Here is an 18,964-nt window from a genome sequence, read left to right as displayed (position 1 = left end):
CCCGACCAAGCGAGCTGGTCGGGCGCTCTTACTTGCGGGCATCTAGCGACGCCTACGCCTGGCGGAACTCGCCGTCCACAGCGCCCTGCACGAAGGCATTGAACTCTGCGGCGGTGAACGCCAGCGCGGGGCCGTCTGGGTTTTTGCTGTCACGCAGCGCCCGACCGCCGTTAGGAAGGGTGGCAACCTCGATGCAGTTGCCGTTGTTGCCGGAGTAGGAAGACTTCACCCACTCCAGCCCGGCAGCCGAAGCGCGCTCGATGTAAGGCTTCACCGTCTTATTCCATTTCCTTTATGGCGTCCAAAATGAGCGCCCGTGAATTGCTGACGTTGGCTGCGGCCATGTTCAAGCGCCGAAACAGTGTGGTGTAGGTGTCAACGTCATCCGGCTCCTCGTAGTACAGGGTACTGGTCGGCGATTCGGCATAAATGATGTCCGTCTCGCTCGATGCCGGGAAGCTCATGATGACGAACGGTCCGAAGAGGCAGGCGTTCATAGGGTCGTCCTGCGGCAGCACTTGAAGTTGCACGTTCGACCGCCTGCTGTCCTCCACCAAGGCTTCGAGCTGCGCTTTCATCACCTCGTGCGAGCCGACGCGGTGGTGCAAGACGCTCTCCGCGATGATCACCCAGAGCTGCAATGGGTTGTCGCGCGTGAGGACTTTACGACGCTCGCTGCGCACGTTGATCTGTGTCTCAACGTGCTCTTTGGTGGCGTCCGGTGCCTGCAACTCGATGAGCGCTTTGGTGTAATCCGGCGTCTGAAGTAGCCCAGGAATCAGGTTGGTTTCGACGTTATACAGCTCGGCTGCATCCCACTCGACAGCAACGTACGCGGCATACGCAGAATCAACGGCGTTGGTGTAGCGCGACCACCAACCCTTTTTCTTGGCCTCGCGTGAAAGTTCTTCGATCTCGGCACGTTCGGCGGGGTCGGTGACGTTGGTGGCATCCATCCAGGCGCGCAGGTCGGGCAGGCGGATGCCGGACTGGGCGTTCTCGATCCGCCCCACCTTGGACTCAGCCGAACCAAGCACTTTCGCGATGTCGGCATGAGTCATCTCGGCAGCGCTGCGCAGCTCACGAAGACGCCGCGCCAACCGTCGTTGACGGATCGTCGGGTTGCTGTTGATGGGCACGTTTGCGCCCCCTCCTCTGCTTCTTCGTGCAGGTCAAGTGTGCCGCTCGCGCACGGTGGCGGCAACAGTCTGTCACGGCTCCCCAAAGTGGGTACTTGACACTTTGGGGACTCCACGATGCACAGTACCTACGGTGGCGATGCTTGAAGTTGGCGTTCCGCACTTCGGATCGTCGCAAGCTCTCCCAAATCCGACTCAAGGGAGCAAATATGGCTGTTCAGAGGACGGAGCAGGTGCGGCGGTACCGGCGACAGCGACCTACGGTCAGGGCCGCCCGAGTGGACGCCAGGGCGTTAGCCGACAAGTGGCAGCACCCGCACATCGCGGATGACTTGGAACTGCTGGTTTCAGAGGTGGTCACGAACGCCGTGATCCACGGCACCACCGGCCGAGGCAGTCAGGTGCATGTGCACTACCGCCTCCTTGACGACCGCTTGCGGGTAGAAGTGCGCGACGCTGCGCCCGGCCAGCCGCGCTTGATGCGGGCGGTTTCCGTGACCGGCGAAGTCCGCGACCACGGACGCGGGTTGATCGTCGTTTCCTCGCTTGCGCACCGCTGGGGCATGGTGCCCAGGGTCATCGGTAAAAGCGTGTGGTTCGAGATTCTGCTGAACAAGCAGGCGGCCAGCGACACCCCGGAGGTGGAGCATGCCGCTTGAACCGGCGAACGTACGCCCCCTGATCTACGGGTACGTGCGCGCCCTTCCTGAACTCCCCGTCCACGCTGTCGCGCGCCTGCGCCAAGAGCTGACCGACTTCGCTGATCGCGAGGGGTTCGCGCTGGTCGAAGTCTTCGTAGAACACCGTTGGTTGGACACGGTGGCATGGGATGCGTTGGTCATGAGCTGCAACCGTCACGACGTACGCAACGTGGTCGTGCCGGACTTCCGACACCTGCACTCGTTGCCGGTGCTGTCCCGCGTGATGCAGATGGTCATCGAGGAGACGATAGACGGCTGCGTCTGGGTCGCTCGCACGGATGCCTCCGTACTGTCACCCCGGAGCGTGAGCGAATGAACGACGCGACCAAACCGCATCTGATGTACGCAACGAGTCTGCGATTGGCTGCTGTGCCGTCTGCGGTCAGTTGCTCGCGCATGTTCGTTCAGCAGACGTTGCAGCGCTGGAAGGTGCCGGACTACATCGACGTGGCCGAGTTGGTGGTGAGCGAGCTTGTCACCAACGCCGTGAAGATGACCGGGATCACCGACCCGCAGCCGAAGTGGACGGCAATAAAAGCGGAGCACGTCATCGGGGTACAGCTTCGGATCATCGACGCACGGCTGTACGTCGAGGTCTGGGACAGAAGCACCGTCGCTCCCGTGAAGAAGAATCCGGACGACGACACCGAGGGCGGGCGCGGCCTGGTGCTCATCGAGGCCCTGACCGAACGGTGGGATGTCTACCGACCGGAGGCGGGCGGGAAAGTCGTCTGGGCTGAAATGTCACTCTCCGAACCGCCCAAACCGCCGCCCCACCCCGCCATGCCCGTGCGAGTACCGGGTGAGACCAAACCGCCGGGTGGCCGCATGGAGAAGGTGGCGACCACGGCCTTGATGCAACGCGTCCTTGATGGACTCCGCCAACTCGTCTGATCCGACCCACAAGACAGGTTCACCATGACTGACACTCCCATCGCGTATGGGTATCTACGCCTGCGCGCTGGCGCAAACGACGATGAACTTCGACTCGCAGAGGAGGGGCTGAGCAAGTATGCCGAAGCTCACGGGCTGGAGCTGGCGCGCATCCTCTACGAGGACGGTCCTGGCATCTCGCCGGATCGACTGGTTCGTCGGCTCCGCCACGACGGCGTACGTCACGTGATCGTGCCGTCTCTGGAGCAGATCACGGAGCACCGAATTCTCGGTGAGTTGGTTGAAGCGGCGATCGAGCGAGAAGCCGGGGCGGTGCTGCATGAGACGAGCGCAGCCAGCGAGGACGTGCCCTGCTTATAGACCGTGCACACACCTACACGAAGACGCCGCCCTGATCCGCTGGATTGGGGCGGCGTCGTGCTGTGCGGTGAGTGCGCTCGATCCAGGGGCTGTGGCCGGCGCGGGTTTGGTCGTCCGGTTCTACACCTCTCCCGCGGCGCTGCTTTGCTCGCGCTTCTTAACCCGCTCGATGCGTGCCTTGAGGCTCGACGCATCTACGTCCGTGGCGCTCAGCAGTAGCCGCACCACTTCATCGGTGACGCTGTCCGGAGCATCGTCGCCCACCGTCCGGTAGAGCCCATCGAGCAAGATGGTTGCCGCGTGGATCGTGCGCCAGTCGTTCAGACCTCGTTGCGTGGTGACGACTCCGCCAAGCCTGCTTACGCGAAACGGTGGGTGCTTGAAGATCGGGTCCATCCCGAGCGCGATCTTGCCGCCAAGGAGCACCGATTTACGGTCCAGCAGGGTGGCGCGCTGCTGCAATTCGTCACGGTTCGCCGGTGGGGTGTCGTAGTACGCCCGCATCATGGCAACCGTCAGTGCCAGGCTGTCATGGCTCAGCTTGGCCACCCGGTAGACGTAGCGCACCAGCTCGTTCACGCCGTCCTTGGGCGCGTAGACACCGCCCCGGTCAGCTTCAAGGATCGTGTCGATGACCGGTGAAAGCAGCCGGTCATACGCGGCGCGCAGCACCTCGTACTTGGTGGCGTAGTGGTTGGCGATCGTGGCAGCGCTGACCCCTGCGGCCTGGGCGATTTGGTCGAGGCTGTAATCGTCCCGCTCCTGCCCCTCGTACAGATCAAGCGTGCCGTTGACGATCGCTTCTCGCGTGCGCCTGCGCTTCGTCTCGGCAGCTCGCTGCCGTGGTCCGGGCGGTTCCTCCATGCCGCCACTGTAGCCCAGGTAAGCCGTAGGCCAACTTGGGGCTTGACCTATGTTGGGGCGCACCCTACTTTGAAGTCATCGATCTAAGCGCCGCGGCCGGCGGCCTTAGAACGTCCCGACCTACCGGCCGACTCTCGACAGGTAGATGGAGGGCTTCAAATGGGCAAGGACTTGGTGCTTGGTGGAGGCGGACAACTCGGCGGGGGTGGCCGGTTGGAACGTCGGCCGTCTCGCTCTGTGCGAGCGGTTCAGCGACGGGCCGACGCCGACATGAACCGACTCGTCAACAGCGGCGAGTACGAGGACGTGAAGGCGATGATCCGGAAGCGGATCACCGAAGACGGCTTGCAGGACGTCGTGGACATCTACCGGCTGGGCGATGAACTGGCCGCTTCAAACCCCGGTGCAACGGGCCTGTTGAGCGAGATCGTCATGGAGTTCGCCCGCACCACCGCGAGGGACATCCGCGACTTCGGCCGACGCCGGAGCATCTGAGATGGACGCTCAACAGTGGCTCGGCGTGCTGTGTGGCGTCGCCATCCTTGCGGGGCCGTGGGCGTGCATGCAGGTCGTGGAGTTCTTCGAGCGACGCCGACAGGAGCGAAAGACCCGCCCGCTTACCGAGTACGAACAGCGCCTCGTGATGCAGCAGCGCAAGCGTGCTGTCGTCCGCCACCTTCGGTCGGTGGCCCGAGGGGATGGAGAGTAAGTCATGGAATGGCTCGGACTTTTTTGGATCGTGGTGTTCCTCGGAACGCCGCTTCTCATCGGTGGACTACTGGGCAAGAAGTTCGGCCCGGCGCAGCAACGCCGAAGGCGCAAGCGTCAGGTCGAGGCGGCCATGACGCGCTACTCCTACGACGCCGATCTGTTCGACGAGGTCCTGGACGACATGCGGCGCGATCGGCGCCTCCGTCGTCGCTACTGATCAACGCACCCGGCCCCCGCTCCAAGTACCGCCGCTTCAAGGGGAAGGCAGCCCCGTTCGGGGCCATCGCCACCCCTTGCCCGGTTCTACGGAGTGGGGGCCGAGCTGTTGGTTCTTCCGCATCTACTCACCGCCGGCCTCGGGTCGTTGGTCGGCGGTACTTACCCGAGGACGAAGCATGAGGAAAGCGCGAAGTTTTCTACTCACCCTGCTGCTAGCTGCTCTGACGATTCACGTGCTGTGGCTCGCGGTTGAACCCCTGATCCCCTACATCGTGGGAGCGCTGGCCGTGGTCGTGGCGATGGGGTTCGTCTACTACAAAATGACTCGGTGGTAAAAACTACACATCATATACTCATGTTTTTATGCCACAATTAGGTATGGCATGAGTTTCACCGAAATCACATTAACCCTAGTCATCTTGGCGCTCACAGGTAGCGCCATTTTCTTGGGACTCATTGCTATGGGCGAATCCGACAGCGGCCGTGTTCCCTACCGGCTGACCTTCCCTTCCGATCTCGCCGCCGCTCAAGTGGTCGAGTGGATCAGGCGAATAAGCGGCACCATCCAAACAGGCCCGCGGCGGCTCGCTGGTGCCCCGTCCATCGTGTTCGAGGTGTGGGCGGATGAGCGCGGCATCATCCACCGGCTGCTCGTCCCCAAAGAACACGAGCGCTTCATCGTGCCGCAGTTGCGCACACTGGTGCCCGGCATCACCGTGACGCCAGATGTAGAGGTGCCGCCGCACAAGTGGACGACGGCTGTTGAGCTTGGTCACTCCAACCCCGGCCGCACGCTCGACGTCGAAGGAACGGTGCCTTCAAGCCTGCTGACCAACATGACGGGCCTGGGCCGTGGTGAGTCGCTGCTCTTTCAGTGGGTCGTCTCCCCGGCTGTACGGCAACGTCCACCAGCGCAAGGCCGCGAGGCAACCAGCGTCCACTACAGCGTGGTGGGTCAGCTTCTCGGCGGCACCAGGAGCGCGGGCAAGGACGAGATCAACGACCGCCGCACCAAGCTGAGTGAACCCAACTTCATCGGGGTGCTTCGGCTGGCAGCTCGGGGACGCAACAAGCGGCACGCGATGAGCCTGCTTGCTCCCCTCCGGGACACGCTTCGCAGTGTCGGCGGCCAGTACAACGGCTTCAAGAAGCGGCTTGTGCCGGAGGGCACCATCATCAAGCGCCTGGAGCGGGCGAGTAGTCCGGCCCTCTACCCGGCACAGGTGTCCACCTCAGAACTTGCCAGCCTCGTCGCCTGGCCGGTAGGTGGAGCCCACTTTGTCGGCCTGCCACGGGCGCGGACTCGACAGCTTCCAGCAACGGCAGCGATCCCGCGTGCGGGCGTCGTGCTCGCCCTCTCGACCTTCCCCGAACAGAAGGATCGACCGCTGGCGCTTGGTGTCCACCAATCAACGCAGCACATGCAGATCGTAGGTCCGACCGACTCAGGCAAGACGACGTTGCTGAACAACATTGGTGTTCAAGCGATGCAGGCCGGCCGCGGGTTGATCCTCATCGAGTCCAAGGGCGATCTGTTCAAAGCGCTCCGCGACCGCGTGCCAAGTCACCGCATTCAAGATGTCGTGCTGCTCGACGTGACCGACACGGATTACCCGGTGGGCTTCAACATCTTGCAGGGCAGCCCCTACGTGGTCGCCTCGGATATCCAACGACTCTTCGACCACCTGTACCCACAGGACGCCCGAGGGGTGCGTGTGCGTCAGGGCTTCTATCACCTGATCCTGACGCTTCTGATGAGTCGCAATGCCACAACGCCCATGACGTTCGCGGACATTGGCGCGCTGGCGGTGCCGAGGGCCGATCAAGCGGAGTTCTCCGACAACTTGATTCGCGGTGTTTCACACGTCGAGGAGCTGGCCGGTTGGTGGCAGGACATCACCAACATGCCGCGCACGCAGCGGGACTCGTATTTCCAACCCATCATTGACCGGACGTGGCAGCTCAACAACCGCCGCTCCATCCGCAACATCATCGGGCAGAGCAACAGCACCGTTGATCTCCGTGAGGTCATCCGAGGCAACAAAATCCTGCTCGTCAATCTGGGCCGTGCCACCGAAGGAAAGGACACGGCTGGACTGGTCGGCAGCCTTCTCCTGAACGCTATTTGGAGCGCCGTACAGGGCGGCGCGGCGAACCCGTCCAACCCGACTGCGCTGATCTTGGATGAGTTCCAGGACTTCATCAACCTGCCGATTGCCCCGGCCGACATGTTCGCCCAAGCGCGCAGTATGGGGCTCGCCATGACGGTGGCACACCAGCATCTAAGTCAGCTCTCGCGCGAGCTGCAAGACGCCACCCAGAACAACGCGCGTTCCACGGTGGTATTTCAGACCTCCGCCGACGAGGCGCGACACTTTGCCCGTCAGTTTGGCCGCAGCGTGAGCGACGAGGATTTCATGAACCTCGGCAAGTACGAAGTCTTGATGCGCCTTGCTACTACTGAGGGCGTGAGTTCGCCCGTCACCGGAAAGACTATGCCGCCGGTAGATGCGACCGGAGTAGCAGACGAAGTGCAGCGCCTATCCCGAGAACGCTTTGCCCGCCCGGTGGCCGAGGTGGAAGCGGAGATTTCAACGCGTCGCGCCACGCAACCCAAGCCGGAACGACCTAATCGACCCCACTTCGGCGGGCCGAGGGCGGAGGGTCAATAATGCGGAGCATTCAAGGCGTCCTGTCCGAAGTCGCCTACGCCGAACGTAGTTGCCAGTATCTAACCGATGCCTTGCGGGCGGTTGAATCGTCCGTCCAGGGCATCGTTGAACTGGCTGAAATCCAGGAATCCGGGATAGAGGCAGTGACCAGGGATACGGCAGCGTCCCTCAGATATCACCTCGACATCGCGACGCGCTACGTCGAAGACTGGAAATCCCACATCGAAAGCATGGCGACCTAGGTGAACCCCCTGGGGCAGCTATAGGCCAGCCCCAGGCGTACACCCACCCCGGCACGTCGTCTCACCAGCGACGATGCCACCCCCACCAGCATGACTACCTATGGAGCACACTCAATATGGAACTGACATACCGAGACTATGAAATCTTGAAGTTGGTTGGCACCTTTGGCCAGCTAGCTTCATCACACCTGAAAGAGCTTGTATTTGCGGATCGCTCGCACACCATCCCTGACACCGTTCTGAAGCGCCTAAAGGAGCTGGGCTACCTCGCATTGGTAGGAAGACGTGCCAGCGGTGATAAGGGTGGCGCAGGGGCGTACACGTACAAGCTCGGCCGGTACGGCCGCTCATTGCTGACGATCAACCGTACGGCTTCGCCCAATGTGAATGATCACGCCCTCATGGTTGCCGACACATACCTTGAACTTCGGCGAGCGGAAAACGCGGGCGTTCTAAGGGTGCTCGACTGGGAGGTTGAACGCCCGGTTCCACCACTCGTGCGCGCGGATTTGTTCGCCGCTGTCGAGTACCCGCAGCAAGGGCGAGTGAGCCAGTATTACCTAGAGATCGACCGGCAGAGTGAAGCACCAAAGCGCATCCGCGAAAAGATCGCCGGGTATTGGCGGGCAGTCGAGGTAAGCGAAAGCGACTACTTCCCGTTCGTCGTGTTCGTGGTGAAGAACGAGGCGCGTAAGAGGGAGCTTGACCGAGTGTTCAAGCAGTTGCCCGCAGACCGGCAAGAGATGGTGCGAGTGTACCTACTGAGCGAACTAACCCCCGAACTCATGCAGCTTTGATGACGTTGACTTTTCTACACCGCTAACAGAGGTGAAAAGTATTGATTAACAGAGGCGAAAGGCGCATAATAAAGACATAAAGTAAGAGCCCCGCGTGCGGCAGGACTCCTACAGGTTTCGGCTAATCAAAGTAGCCAAAACCATTGCTATTAATAGCACCTCCTGTCGCTTTGGGCAAGGAGGTTATTTTTTACCCAGAACAAGACGCCGCGAGGAACGAAGAAATCAAAGCAACGTAAACAGCGCCGGAAGCGCGGACACTTCTCGGGTCGGCTTCCGATAGCGCAGGAGACAACAGAATGAGGATTCAGAACATAGCAAACAAGATTGAGGCGTTAGGGGGCACTTGCCGGATCGACAGCCACCCACGCGAAGACAACCGCCATATCGTGAGGTTGACCGGCGCACTTGGCCGGTACGACATTGAAGCCATCGACTACGGCGCACCGTCGCCTTTATCGACCGACGCGGACGTATCGGTGATCGCATTCAAGCGCGGAGGCGACGAGTCCGACCCAACGGCGGATTACCCCGCGTGGATATTCCTTAGAACGATCGGCTCTCTAGAACAGCTTGTTCCTAAGCGCGCAAAGGCAGCAGCGTAATGAGTCGCTTCAAAGAGATGGACGGCTACGTCGTTGATACCTGGGGTGGCGGGGTCATCATTGGTGAAGCAGTCCGAGCGAAGCGACGGCGCTTGCCACGAAGGGCGCGCAGCCAGGTTGAACAGAACGTCGCCATAGCGGCCGGGGTGCTGCTTGGTTGCTGGCTGTCGTTCGCTTTCGTTCCGGCGTAGGTCGTCGCGGTCAACGTCGGCGGCCTGGCGCTGATCGTTACGCGTGACCTACCCCCTTCCGCCGGCGTCGCGTGGATCGGCTCGATCTACCGCAGCCCGCGGTGCCGTGGTGGTCGTCGGCACTACCCGCCGCCAGGCGCCGGGATAGCTGTTACCGACCCAAGCCTGTTCGCGGGCTGCGGAAATGATGCAGCAGTCACCGGCACGATGGGTGTCGGTAGGACGGTACGTAACAGGGGTGGCCGCGGGACGCACTGAACAGCCCCGACCTAGGGGTCGTGGCCGGCGCGGCCTGAGTGGACGCGATCTATGCGGCGTGGTGCCGTCGGTAGACCCGGACGTCTTCGACGTGGTCGGCCGCCTCAGAGGCCCTGCGAGGTGGGCGCGCGGGTCAGACGGGATGAAACCTGTCTTCAACGCTGGATGCACGCACACGCGATCTCATGAGGTCTCAGCGCTATGCAGCGGTGGGCTTGGGGTTCAACGCGATCCGGCAGAAGTAGTTGAACGAGTCGGCTTTCCCTCTCTCAGCGGCCTCGACCGACAGACGTACGGCGGCGTCCTGGTGCTTCCACGCAGCCTTGAAGACAGCGTTCACGCTGTTCGCTGGCACCTTGAGACGGCTGCCGATCTGTTGGACGACACGACGCACCTTGCGGAGCTTGGCCAGGAACTTCAACGAGCGCTCCCAGTGGGTTGGTTTGCCCTCGCTCCCCGGTACAGGGGTCGTCCTGGTGGACTTGGCGAACCAACGGCTTGGGGTGTCCTTGTCCTTGGCGACCTCTGCCAGGTCGAGCAAGTCTTGCAAGTGCCCCTTGCGGATAAGCGACTTGAACTTGTTGCGGTACATCTTGTTGTCGATCAGGTCGTCAACCTCCTGTGGGATCTCCTGTCCTTCTATAGAAGTAACGGAGGCGCTTTCGCTTGCCTTATTTCTATAGAATGCTCGCCGCGTTAATGTTGCTTTGATTTTCTCAGCCATGCTGTTTTCTCCTCACCCCCGATTTTGGGCAACACAAAATCATCCCCGTGCGGGGGTACTAACTGTTGGTTTGAACGGCTCGGCGTACCTGCGTGGTGGCAAGGGTTCTTAGAAAAGACAAGAGCCCTCTTTCGAGGGCTCCGAATGCGTCTAACTTCAGTGCTACTTCAATAGTAAACAATGCAGACATAATAGTCAACACTATTTATGCGCGAAATGAGAACGGATAGAATACCCCCAATACCGATGGGCTAGCGCATAAATTCTTTGGCACTGAATGTTAGACGCTAGCTTGCCATAAGTATAATTGGAATTCATTGAATTTGCAAACAAAACAAAAGCCACCCCTAGAGGGTGGCCGTGATCCGTACTGCTTATGACTGTGCGAGACCTAGGTGTTTCTGTAGTGCTCGCACATCGTCCTCGACACGGGTAACTTGAAGGGTGAGGGCTGCCCGCTCTTGCTGATCGTCCTCGACTACCTTGGCGATACCGTCCACCATCTCTGTGACGTGTTCAAGCTGCTGCTTGGTAGCCATATCGTCTAAGCGCTCGTGCACTTTGCCGAACTCGGTTTGCATGTGGTTGAAAAGTTTGGTGAATTGGTCTTCGCTCATATGTCACCCATTATGCGCTACTTCCGAGGAAGATCAAGCGGCAAGCTCCTGCTTAGCGAAGAAGTCGCGAAGTGCCGCACTGACAATCTCGTAGTCTTTCACCTCTCGTTCCACGGCTTCGCGCTTGACTTGCTTCACCATGTCGGCAGGCAAGTGTGTTGTGTACTTGACCACTAACGGTTTTGTGGGCTCCTCCACTTCCCTACTTGTGGGCATGTGGTCTTTCAGTAGTGTCGGTTGGTTCATCGTGTCCTCCTATCGTGCTGCTTTGGTTTGGTGTTGCCGACCTAACGTGCGGGCCGGCTCGGCTTGTCTGGGGGCTTCTAAGAGCCGTTCAGCGAGCCGTATCCACGTTGGCTGACTGGTTAGCTGGTGTTGCTTTGGGTCGAGGCCAAGTACCCCTGTTACGAAGGACCTGGCGTGCGTTCCAATCATGTCGTGAGTAATCGTGTGATTGCGCTTCATCTTTCATGCTTTCTCTTACGCTATCTATTGTAATTGAATGCACGCACTAATTCAATAGCTCACGCGTTATAGAAAGAGTGAGCTATAGAACTCTATAGTTCTATAGCTAGATAGAGAATGCGTGCAGGAAAGGGCGATAGCTATTGTGAGGGAATGAGCGCTCGTGTTATCTTGAAAGTGGAGAACAAATAAATAATGGCAAAGAAAATCGCAATAGCCATCCATAAGGGTGGTGTAGGGAAGACGACGACCGCTAAGAACATCGCTGCTGCGATGGCGCTTGCAGGTCATCGAACCCTGTTGGTGGACTTGGATGAACAAGCCAACGCCACCAAGGGACTAGGGATTGATCCTGCCGATCAACCGGTCACACTGAACAACCTGTTCGTAAGCCCCGAGATCGAGACGACCTCGGCTGTGCTGGAGACGCTGGTTGATGGACTTCATCTGATAGCCGGACACCCGGACTTGTCGCGTACCGAAACAGGTATGGCGCTGCAACGGACTGATCCGACGGCACCTGACCCGATCGCGGCGCTTAAGGGACTGCTCGCAGAGCTGGAAGACGACTACGACTTCATCATCCTCGACACGCCGCCGTCGTTGAACTACATGACCATCAACGCCCTGGCGGCGGCTGACGAGCTGGTGATCCCAGCCGCAGCGAGTGCGTACAGCCAGGACGGCTTGGCTCGCACCATCGAGGCATACGAGAGGGCGGTGGGGAGCTACAACCCAGCGCTACGGCTCCGGGGCATCTTGGTCACGCGCTTCAAGCGCACGCTCGCATCCTCGGCCGTCTTCGACGGGATAGGGGAGGCGTACAAAGACCTCGTGATCCCACAGCTCATCGTGGAGTCCACCGCAGTGGATGAAGCCGAGCAACTGAATCAGCCGGTAGTGCTCTATGACCCGCAGAGTCACGCCGCGCAAGGGTATAAGCGGGTCGCGGAGATACTGACCAATGGCTAGAGATTTCAAGAAGCAGATAACAGAGCGGAAGACGACGGCACCTCGTGTTGCCATCCCGCAGGTTGATCCCGAGGCACCCAAGCCCACGCCGGCCTCGATGGTGAGTCCAGTGGAACCACCCGCTGCACCGCAGCAGGTAGAACCCACCGAACCAGCTCGTCCCGCGGTGAGCGACCAGGCGCCTGTCTCTGAGCGGCCGATCTACCTGACACCGGTGGACACCGATGAGCAGCCGATCAGCAAGGGTCTGGCCATGTACCCATCGCGGCACACACAGATCGTCCGGGATATTGCCTACATCGAGGGACGCCGCCCGTGGAAGATTGTTGATGACGCACTCGAAGAGTATGTGGTGAAGCACTATGGCAAGCAGTACAAGAGAAAATAGAAAGTATGACTCTTTATGAGTAACGACATAGCGTGCCCATATTGCGGTGGTGTTCTCAAGAAACTACCAAAAGCGAATACCAAGTGCTCTCATTGTGGCAACACGGTTTACGTTCGCGCGAAGCAACCTTTTTATAGCAAGAGCTTGCTCACCCAAGAAGAGAAGCTGACATCTGATGAGTTCGAGTCGCTTACTAGCGCCTGGGGTTTTGATGTCACGCGCGACACTTACGAGCAGACGAGGGAAGAGCTGTCGAAGCGTTGGAACGTCAATGCACAATGGGACGACGTCACATGGTCAATCTACGAGAAGCTATGTAACAGGTTCGCGCAAGTTCCTGATTATAATCAGCTCTCGATCGTGTACGCATATATGGCAGCTCACTTGTACCGACGGCGCAAGCCATTTACTCAAACTCTAGCTGAGCATCATCGTTATCGAGTCATGCAATTTTCTTCTCTTGGTTTTAAGAGGGTTCGAGTTGATACACGTTCGTACGGTTGTAATGCCTGCGAAGCGATGACGGATGAAACATTCACAATCACAGACGAGCTTGCGCGAAACCCGCCGTTGCCGCCGGAGGGTTGCACGTGTGTTTTTGATAGAGGGATTGAGCCTGGATACTGTGCTTGCAGCCTGTATGCGCAAGAGTAGGGCCGAACTAAGCTTTGACTTTGGGTCGCACAATCTATGTTTTGCGACCTTAGATTTTAGCTAACAGGGGTGGAGAGTATGCAGGCCATAACTCATGGCTGGTGTCCAGAGCGGCCATGGCGTCGAGCTGGCTGCCCACGTGTTGACGGATTTCCTCGGACGTGGTGAAGCTGGCGAAATCTGCCAAGCTAGCTATTCCACAGGATAGATGTTTTGCAACTCCCTTGCGGCGGACGAGAAGTCATGGCCTCGTAAGCGTTCCCCCGCCTCGTCCTGACTGCGCGGCTTCCACGGCCTTCCGCCGGCCTCGCCTGAGTCGGCTCTTTCTACCGCCGCCCGCGGAGCCGTGGTGGTCGTCGGCATCATCCGCCTACGGATCAGTTTCCAATATTGACGATTGCCCACATTGTATAAAGTAGCCATGCCGTTCCGGCAAATGCTACGACTAAAGTTAGGCGCACATACTCCTGCGACTTGGTGCGACCATTGATAATAGGAAACGCCAACAAGGCGGTAGCGAGAAAAATAGCTAAGGGGTAAATGAGTATGTAGTTCACCCACAGTGAAAACGCCATGAGGATTAATAATACGAAGAGAACAATTTGCTCTCGGCTGTAAACTGAGTTCTTCTTTATTGCTTTATTCATTTCCTTCCATTGTAGCAACTTGACGTATGAATCCCAAATGAAAAGGCCCCCGGATCGATTGCTCGAATCCGGGGGCTGACTCTTCAGTGGTTCTTTCCTACTAACCCATCTGCCCCTCGAACAGGGTGGCGTAAGCCTCCTGGCCGAGAGCGTTCGGGTGGAACGGGAAAGCGAGACCGTTCACGGCCTCATTGACGTTATGGAAGTACGAGTCACCAGAGGAGCACATCTCGTGTCCTATGAAAGGCGATCCCGCCCCATTCGCGTCAACAAGGTGCAGCCGACTGTTGAAGGTGCTGCTTTCCCCCTTGATGAGGTTAACCGCATCAAGGATCACGCCATCAAGGCGAGTCACGATGTCGCGGGCCGCCTTAGCGTCGTCCCATCGCTGGCCGCCCGTAGCACTGTCCGAAAGGAACAGGCATCGCGAGTCGTGCGGGTCGCTCGACTGCTTTACCGGTGCCACATGCGGATAGTTGACCACGTAGACCTGTGCGTTCGGCGCTGCCTGAAGAATGGCCCGATAGGTATCCTTCAGATTGCCGAGCAGGCCCGTTTCGATGTTGGCTTTCGCCGTGGTGTAGGCACTAGTACCGATAGCACACGTTTCCAGTACGCACGCCTTGCCGAACGGAGTGAACCCGATGTCATTGCCACCAATGGAGATGGTGACGTACTTCGTGTTCCCGTTCAAGGCGTCGAGCTGCTTGGGCTCAGTCTTGAATCCGATGTTCTTGATGTGCTTGGATTCTGCCCCAGAGCACGCTACGAAACCGGAGCCACTTCCCACCCCCACTGATCGCGACGAGTTGGTGTTGCCACTCATGATCATCGAGTAGGCAGTCTGACTACGGTGACAGGTGTTGTCCCCGCTGTCGGTACCGTTGATGAACGGAGGTACGCCCTCTCCAGAAGAGAAGGAATCCCCCATTGCCACATACGGCACGCCTGCTTTCCCGCTGATCACCGCACCGCGCGGGTAATCCAGGCCGAGGCCTGACACCGTGACGGGGAACAGCTTGTTGTCACTACACACGCTGGCGCAGCGTTCTGCCATAAGGTGGAGCGTGTTCTGACCCGCGGTGAACTGATTGGCGAAATACCCAAAGGTGCTGCCTTCATCGCGGTTCAGGTTGCCACGCATTACCATCTCGGAGTGCACAGTTCCATCCGGGTTGAACACCCCGATAGAAATGCTTCTCCGGTACTGACCGTCACTCGTGAGCAGTTGCCCCGCTCGGACGACGGTGATCCTGCCGGTGGTGTCCACCACGCTTGATGTGCCCGAGTAGCCGTTGCCACTGGCGTCCTGGTTCGGAAGTTCCTTGTCCCAAACCTTGATGCCGGAAGCGTTGAGCTTCACGAGCGCATTGACCGTCTCCGAGGTCGGTGCTCCAGCGACAACCTTCTTCCGCTGGACGATGACGTACGCGCCGCCATCCGGCGTGGGCATAGTTCTGACATGCCCCGCGCTGAACTGACCGAAGGATGACGACTGCGCGGTCCATGCCACGTTCTTCGTCATCGGGTCGTACGCCGACAACGTGAAACTAGCTGTGCTACCCGACCCCACGAATGTGGGGTAGAACAGACGACCAACTGCGTTGAAGGTGAAACCCCAACCGTCAGTGTTGTAGCTGCCGGACGGTGAACCGAGGCTCACGCCCGCATAGCTGTAGTAGGTGATCCTCTGACCGGAGTACCACTGCACTGCGACGCCGTCCTTGTAGGCGTACAGCTTAGTGTTGCAACCTCCTTGGGCTTGAACGTCCAGCACCTTCTTCGGCTGCGTCGTGCCCGGCTCCACTCCGGGAGTCAGACCGATCAGCCGGCCGCTGCCGTTGATGAAGTAGATGTTGCCGTCCGCGCCGACGACGGGAACCGTTTCATTGCTGGTGCACCCGGTCGGGTACTTCCACTTGAGTGTGTTTCCGTTGTACGCCAGCAGGTTAGATCCGTAGCTCATAGAGCCACTGACCATTCCCGCAGGCGAACCGTAGATGTCGCCGTTCTTGTCTATGGCCGGTGTCCAGATGCAGTTCGGCACCCCGTCGATGGACTGGGTTGCTGAAAGTTCTTGGATCAGTTGGCCCGTAGCGCTGTACGACTTCAAGTTGGAGTACGCGTTGTTGGCGTAGCTGCATGGCATGATGACGCTCCCTGTCGGGCTCGTCACCATGCCCGTCCCGTATCGACTTGCTGCGACCGAAGGCCACTGGGTCGCCGGAATGGACTCCGCTGCTATCGCCGTCCCCGGAGAGACGAACATGACCAGCGATGCCAGCATGCCCGCCAAGGCGAGCATGATCGGCGTCCGCGCATTGTTTCTGCGCATGATGGTTTCACCAACTTCCTGATTGCTTGGTTGTGAATGAACGAGGAACGAAAAAAGGGTGGCTGCACCTGACGGCGCTGCCACCCTCTGAAACATTCCTTTTTGACTGAAGAGTCAGCTTATTTATGACACATTCTTCAAACTGTGCAAATGGTAGAAAAAACAACACCTGTCATTACTGGAGGTGGATAAGTTCATGGGTTAGTCCCCGCCCCGGCTGGATGCCAAGGGCGGGGTTCCGTTTCAACTGCCGGGAGCGTTGACAGGAAACGGAGAATGGGGATTACACGTTGCCGTTGCCGACTCGGGTACCGGGGACACGTCCACGGGTACCGCGAGCGTTCTTGAGAACGGTCGGCATGTCCGGCGCGAGCTTGTTGAAGTCCGCCAGACGCATCGCGACCTCACGCTTTTCTCCGCCGGGAATGGTGATCTCCAGCATCACCAGATCGTCGATCGTCTTGAACGAGTCGACTTCCTTGATCTGGACGTCCAGCACCTTGGGCTGGTCGATACCGGGGTGTTCACGCACCACCACCTGGGCGAATTCTTCGTCCGGCCCGACCTCGCCATTGAGGTCGGACTGCTTCATGGGCACGATGGCCATTTCTGCTCCACTGGTCGGACTGTTGGCCGTGCTGTATTGCGTTCGGCCTTATATATTTACGCATAACATGCGTAGGTTGCATATGGTGGAATTGACCACAGCTCTCGTTTATGGGGTGATATTGCTTGTCTTCGTTGTATAATTAAAGGTAGGAGATTCAATCATGACGACAGAAGACTTAGAACGATTACGGCAATCGACAGCAAAAAGCGGAGTGCCCCTGAAAGTGGAGCACCCCGCTACGATTGCCAAGCTGGCACTACTTGTTAGTGGAGCCAAACTATCTCGATCAGATCGGGATCGAAGCGCCAGCCGTTCCACATCTTCTGACCCGAGCGGCCAGGGTGAATCACGACCTTCTCGACAACCAGCCTGATCACGCTAGCTTTCCAATCCATGCTGGCTGTCTTCCACGTCTCGCGCAGTCCGCCGTCAGTCGGAACGGCCAGACGCTTAGCCTTGGCGCTGAGAAGTTGCTTTTTCTCGGTCTCCGCGACCGCGAACTTATCTTTGATCGTCTGCACCATGACGCGGTAGTCGTCCTTGTCGTGCTCACCGGCTGCGTACTCGGCGGCCAGCACTTCACGGCGCGTCTGTAGTTCGGAAAGCTCTTGGATCAGCTCGGCCATGCGCAGCTCGTTGTCGGCCGGAGCCAGCGCCGTTGCGATGTCCGGAGAGTCGAAGCGTTCCAAGACTTGCTCGGTGACGAACTGCTCCACCGGATCAGCGATGCGGAAGACAGAACAACACCCAAGACGGCTCCCGTCTCGCTCCCACTTCTTGCAGGCGTAGCGACGTTGGGTCTTGCTGCTGCCGTCCGCGTAGTTGTACGTCTTGCCTTGGCCGTACATGTGACCGCCGCAGTACTGACCCACCTTGTCGGTGTCGCGCCACGCTCCGCCGCACTCTGTGATGCTGCTGAGAAGGTAGGAGCGCGCGGCAACGCCGCTGCCCTTCTTACTCACCCAGTACTTTTCGCGGCCGTCGAACATGGCCTTCAAGGCGTCGTGTTCGGGGCGGGTAAATATGAATGGCCACTTAGCGCGATGGCGCTCGTCGTGGTGAACGCGCGTGCCACCCGTCTCCGGATTCTTCAGACACGGGCAGTCGGTGGGATGACCCGTCGGGTCAAACTGGACGTAGCACTCTTTGAGTAGTGCCGTCTTGAACGGGCCGACGCGCCAGAATTGGCCGGTCGCAGTGATGATGCCGCGCTCTTTCCAGTCCTTCATGATGGTGAACTGAGCGTCACCCGCCAAGATGCGACGCTTGCCCTCTTGGAGGATGGCGACTTCCTCTTCCCGCACCTGGTACGGGTCACAGATGTCTTTACCGGTGATCGGGTTGTGCCCGATGACCTTGCCGTATCCATAGGTGCGACGGCCGCCGCTGGTCTTCCCCTCGCGTGCGTCCGCCAACTTCTTACGTAGGACGCGCTCTTGCAGCTCCTCGGCTTCACCGGCGTCGTTGGCGGCCTGGTAACGCGCCATACGGCGGTTAGCGGCGAACTGAAGGTCTAGGGACTGGCTGCGCGCGTACAGATACTTGACGCCCTGCGTGCGAGCCAACTTGATCTGGCGCTCGGTTTCTTCGGGCTTGCGCGTCAGGCGGTTGGTCGTGCAGGACAAGATGATTTTGACCGGCCCGACCTCGGCTTGGCCCATCATGTCTTCGTAATCCGGGCGGTACTCGGTGGTGTTCGTACTAGCCGAGATGTCGTTGTCGCAGTAAATGCGAACGAGCCTTACGCCGAGATAGTCGGCGAAAGCTCGCAGATCTTCTTCTTGGCGCTGAACGCCTAGCTTCTGTCCTTCTCGGTCATCGCTGATGCGCAGATAACCGAATCCGAGTTGTCCTTTCAAGCTGTCTTGCATGATTCGCGTTTTCCTTTACATGATCAAT

General features: G+C 59.1%; 23 protein-coding genes. 13 read left to right on the top strand and 10 right to left on the bottom strand.

Features of this window, described 5'->3' with window-relative positions; translation table 11 throughout:
• Positions 1 to 52 precede the first annotated feature (52 nt).
• Both ACZ6K0_RS18815 and ACZ6K0_RS18810 read right to left on the bottom strand, forming a co-directional pair.
• Positions 53 to 274, bottom strand: coding sequence for a DUF397 domain-containing protein (locus ACZ6K0_RS18815; protein WP_469230915.1), 222 nt, complete (start codon positions 272 to 274; stop codon positions 53 to 55).
• 4 nt (positions 275 to 278) lie between these two features.
• Entirely contained in the window at positions 279 to 1,139 is an 861-nt protein-coding gene (locus ACZ6K0_RS18810) for a DUF5753 domain-containing protein (protein WP_319123685.1), read from the bottom strand.
• 209 nt (positions 1,140 to 1,348) lie between these two features.
• Here ACZ6K0_RS18810 and ACZ6K0_RS18805 point away from each other — a divergent pair, with 209 nt between their 5' ends.
• From ACZ6K0_RS18805 to ACZ6K0_RS18790, 4 genes are read left to right on the top strand one after another with little or no spacing between them, the layout of a single operon-like run.
• Positions 1,349 to 1,798 carry an ATP-binding protein gene (locus ACZ6K0_RS18805; protein WP_469230913.1) on the top strand — a complete coding sequence of 150 codons (450 nt, stop codon included), beginning with the start codon at positions 1,349 to 1,351 and terminating at the stop codon, positions 1,796 to 1,798.
• Positions 1,788 to 2,156 (top strand): hypothetical protein, encoded by a 369-nt coding sequence (locus ACZ6K0_RS18800; protein WP_469230911.1) that lies wholly within the window; start codon positions 1,788 to 1,790, stop codon positions 2,154 to 2,156. Before ACZ6K0_RS18805 ends, ACZ6K0_RS18800 begins: the two co-directional genes overlap by 11 nt.
• Positions 2,153 to 2,734 carry an ATP-binding protein gene (locus tag ACZ6K0_RS18795; RefSeq protein WP_469230910.1) on the top strand — a complete coding sequence of 194 codons (582 nt, stop codon included), beginning with the start codon at positions 2,153 to 2,155 and terminating at the stop codon, positions 2,732 to 2,734. Before ACZ6K0_RS18800 ends, ACZ6K0_RS18795 begins: the two co-directional genes overlap by 4 nt.
• Positions 2,735 to 2,758: 24 nt before the next feature.
• Positions 2,759 to 3,094 carry a hypothetical protein gene (locus ACZ6K0_RS18790; RefSeq protein WP_469230909.1) on the top strand — a complete coding sequence of 112 codons (336 nt, stop codon included), beginning with the start codon at positions 2,759 to 2,761 and terminating at the stop codon, positions 3,092 to 3,094.
• Positions 3,095 to 3,214: 120 nt separating this feature from the next.
• Here the strand turns inward: ACZ6K0_RS18790 and ACZ6K0_RS18785 are convergent, their stop codons facing one another.
• Positions 3,215 to 3,958, bottom strand: a complete 744-nt coding sequence (locus tag ACZ6K0_RS18785; RefSeq protein ID WP_469230907.1) for a TetR/AcrR family transcriptional regulator — start codon at positions 3,956 to 3,958, stop codon at positions 3,215 to 3,217.
• Positions 3,959 to 4,117: 159 nt separating this feature from the next.
• On the opposite strand from ACZ6K0_RS18785, the gene ACZ6K0_RS18780 reads away from it, so the two are divergent.
• The 6 genes from ACZ6K0_RS18780 (at position 4,118) to ACZ6K0_RS18755 (ending at position 9,204) form a co-directional block, all read left to right on the top strand.
• A complete protein-coding gene (locus ACZ6K0_RS18780) occupies positions 4,118 to 4,453 on the top strand; it encodes a hypothetical protein (protein WP_469230905.1) in 336 nt (111 codons plus the stop codon).
• 217 nt (positions 4,454 to 4,670) lie between these two features.
• A complete protein-coding gene (locus tag ACZ6K0_RS18775; protein ID WP_469230904.1) occupies positions 4,671 to 4,886 on the top strand; it encodes a hypothetical protein in 216 nt (71 codons plus the stop codon).
• A 385-nt stretch (positions 4,887 to 5,271) separates the two neighbouring features.
• Positions 5,272 to 7,560 carry a type IV secretory system conjugative DNA transfer family protein gene (locus tag ACZ6K0_RS18770; protein WP_469230902.1) on the top strand — a complete coding sequence of 763 codons (2,289 nt, stop codon included), beginning with the start codon at positions 5,272 to 5,274 and terminating at the stop codon, positions 7,558 to 7,560.
• Positions 7,560 to 7,802: a hypothetical protein gene (locus ACZ6K0_RS18765; RefSeq protein ID WP_469230900.1), complete on the top strand. Its 243-nt coding sequence runs from the start codon at positions 7,560 to 7,562 to the stop codon at positions 7,800 to 7,802. The genes ACZ6K0_RS18770 and ACZ6K0_RS18765 overlap by 1 nt, the downstream gene beginning before the upstream one ends.
• A gap of 116 nt (positions 7,803 to 7,918) precedes the next feature.
• Positions 7,919 to 8,599: a replication-relaxation family protein gene (locus ACZ6K0_RS18760; protein ID WP_469230898.1), complete on the top strand. Its 681-nt coding sequence runs from the start codon at positions 7,919 to 7,921 to the stop codon at positions 8,597 to 8,599.
• 299 nt (positions 8,600 to 8,898) lie between these two features.
• Entirely contained in the window at positions 8,899 to 9,204 is a 306-nt protein-coding gene (locus tag ACZ6K0_RS18755) for a hypothetical protein (protein ID WP_469230896.1), read from the top strand.
• Positions 9,205 to 9,852: 648 nt separating this feature from the next.
• On the opposite strand, the gene ACZ6K0_RS18750 is transcribed toward ACZ6K0_RS18755, so the two are convergent.
• The 3 genes from ACZ6K0_RS18750 to ACZ6K0_RS18740 all read right to left on the bottom strand — a co-directional run bounded on the left by ACZ6K0_RS18750 (position 9,853) and on the right by ACZ6K0_RS18740 (position 11,240).
• On the bottom strand, positions 9,853 to 10,377 hold the full coding sequence (locus ACZ6K0_RS18750; RefSeq protein ID WP_469230894.1) for a hypothetical protein: 525 nt from the start codon (positions 10,375 to 10,377) through the stop codon (positions 9,853 to 9,855).
• A 374-nt stretch (positions 10,378 to 10,751) separates the two neighbouring features.
• Positions 10,752 to 10,994, bottom strand: a complete 243-nt coding sequence (locus ACZ6K0_RS18745; protein ID WP_469230892.1) for a hypothetical protein — start codon at positions 10,992 to 10,994, stop codon at positions 10,752 to 10,754.
• A gap of 33 nt (positions 10,995 to 11,027) precedes the next feature.
• Positions 11,028 to 11,240, bottom strand: coding sequence for a hypothetical protein (locus tag ACZ6K0_RS18740; protein ID WP_469230890.1), 213 nt, complete (start codon positions 11,238 to 11,240; stop codon positions 11,028 to 11,030).
• A 414-nt stretch (positions 11,241 to 11,654) separates the two neighbouring features.
• Between ACZ6K0_RS18740 and ACZ6K0_RS18735 the strand changes: the two genes are divergently transcribed.
• The 3 genes from ACZ6K0_RS18735 to ACZ6K0_RS18725 are packed head-to-tail and all read left to right on the top strand — an operon-like array spanning position 11,655 to position 13,473.
• Positions 11,655 to 12,431 carry a ParA family protein gene (locus ACZ6K0_RS18735; protein ID WP_319666275.1) on the top strand — a complete coding sequence of 259 codons (777 nt, stop codon included), beginning with the start codon at positions 11,655 to 11,657 and terminating at the stop codon, positions 12,429 to 12,431.
• Entirely contained in the window at positions 12,424 to 12,819 is a 396-nt protein-coding gene (locus tag ACZ6K0_RS18730) for a hypothetical protein (RefSeq protein ID WP_469230888.1), read from the top strand. Before ACZ6K0_RS18735 ends, ACZ6K0_RS18730 begins: the two co-directional genes overlap by 8 nt.
• Before the next feature lie 15 nt (positions 12,820 to 12,834).
• Positions 12,835 to 13,473, top strand: coding sequence for a hypothetical protein (locus ACZ6K0_RS18725; protein WP_469230887.1), 639 nt, complete (start codon positions 12,835 to 12,837; stop codon positions 13,471 to 13,473).
• 377 nt (positions 13,474 to 13,850) lie between these two features.
• Here ACZ6K0_RS18725 and ACZ6K0_RS18720 read toward each other — a convergent pair whose 3' ends face one another.
• The 4 genes from ACZ6K0_RS18720 to ACZ6K0_RS18705 form a co-directional block, all read right to left on the bottom strand.
• Positions 13,851 to 14,120, bottom strand: coding sequence for a hypothetical protein (locus ACZ6K0_RS18720; RefSeq protein ID WP_469230886.1), 270 nt, complete (start codon positions 14,118 to 14,120; stop codon positions 13,851 to 13,853).
• 100 nt (positions 14,121 to 14,220) lie between these two features.
• Positions 14,221 to 16,539, bottom strand: coding sequence for an SGNH/GDSL hydrolase family protein (locus ACZ6K0_RS18715; protein ID WP_469230884.1), 2,319 nt, complete (start codon positions 16,537 to 16,539; stop codon positions 14,221 to 14,223).
• Positions 16,540 to 16,738: 199 nt separating this feature from the next.
• Entirely contained in the window at positions 16,739 to 17,062 is a 324-nt protein-coding gene (locus ACZ6K0_RS18710) for a hypothetical protein (RefSeq protein WP_469230882.1), read from the bottom strand.
• Between the two features lie 266 nt (positions 17,063 to 17,328).
• Entirely contained in the window at positions 17,329 to 18,936 is a 1,608-nt protein-coding gene (locus ACZ6K0_RS18705; protein ID WP_469230880.1) for a recombinase family protein, read from the bottom strand.
• Between the last annotated feature and the right edge of the window lie 28 nt (positions 18,937 to 18,964).

It is taken from the genome of Streptomyces sp. NPDC042346 (assembly GCF_055581845.1).
Note: the sequence above shows the minus strand (reverse complement) of the source record. Positions and strands in the feature narration are given on the sequence as shown.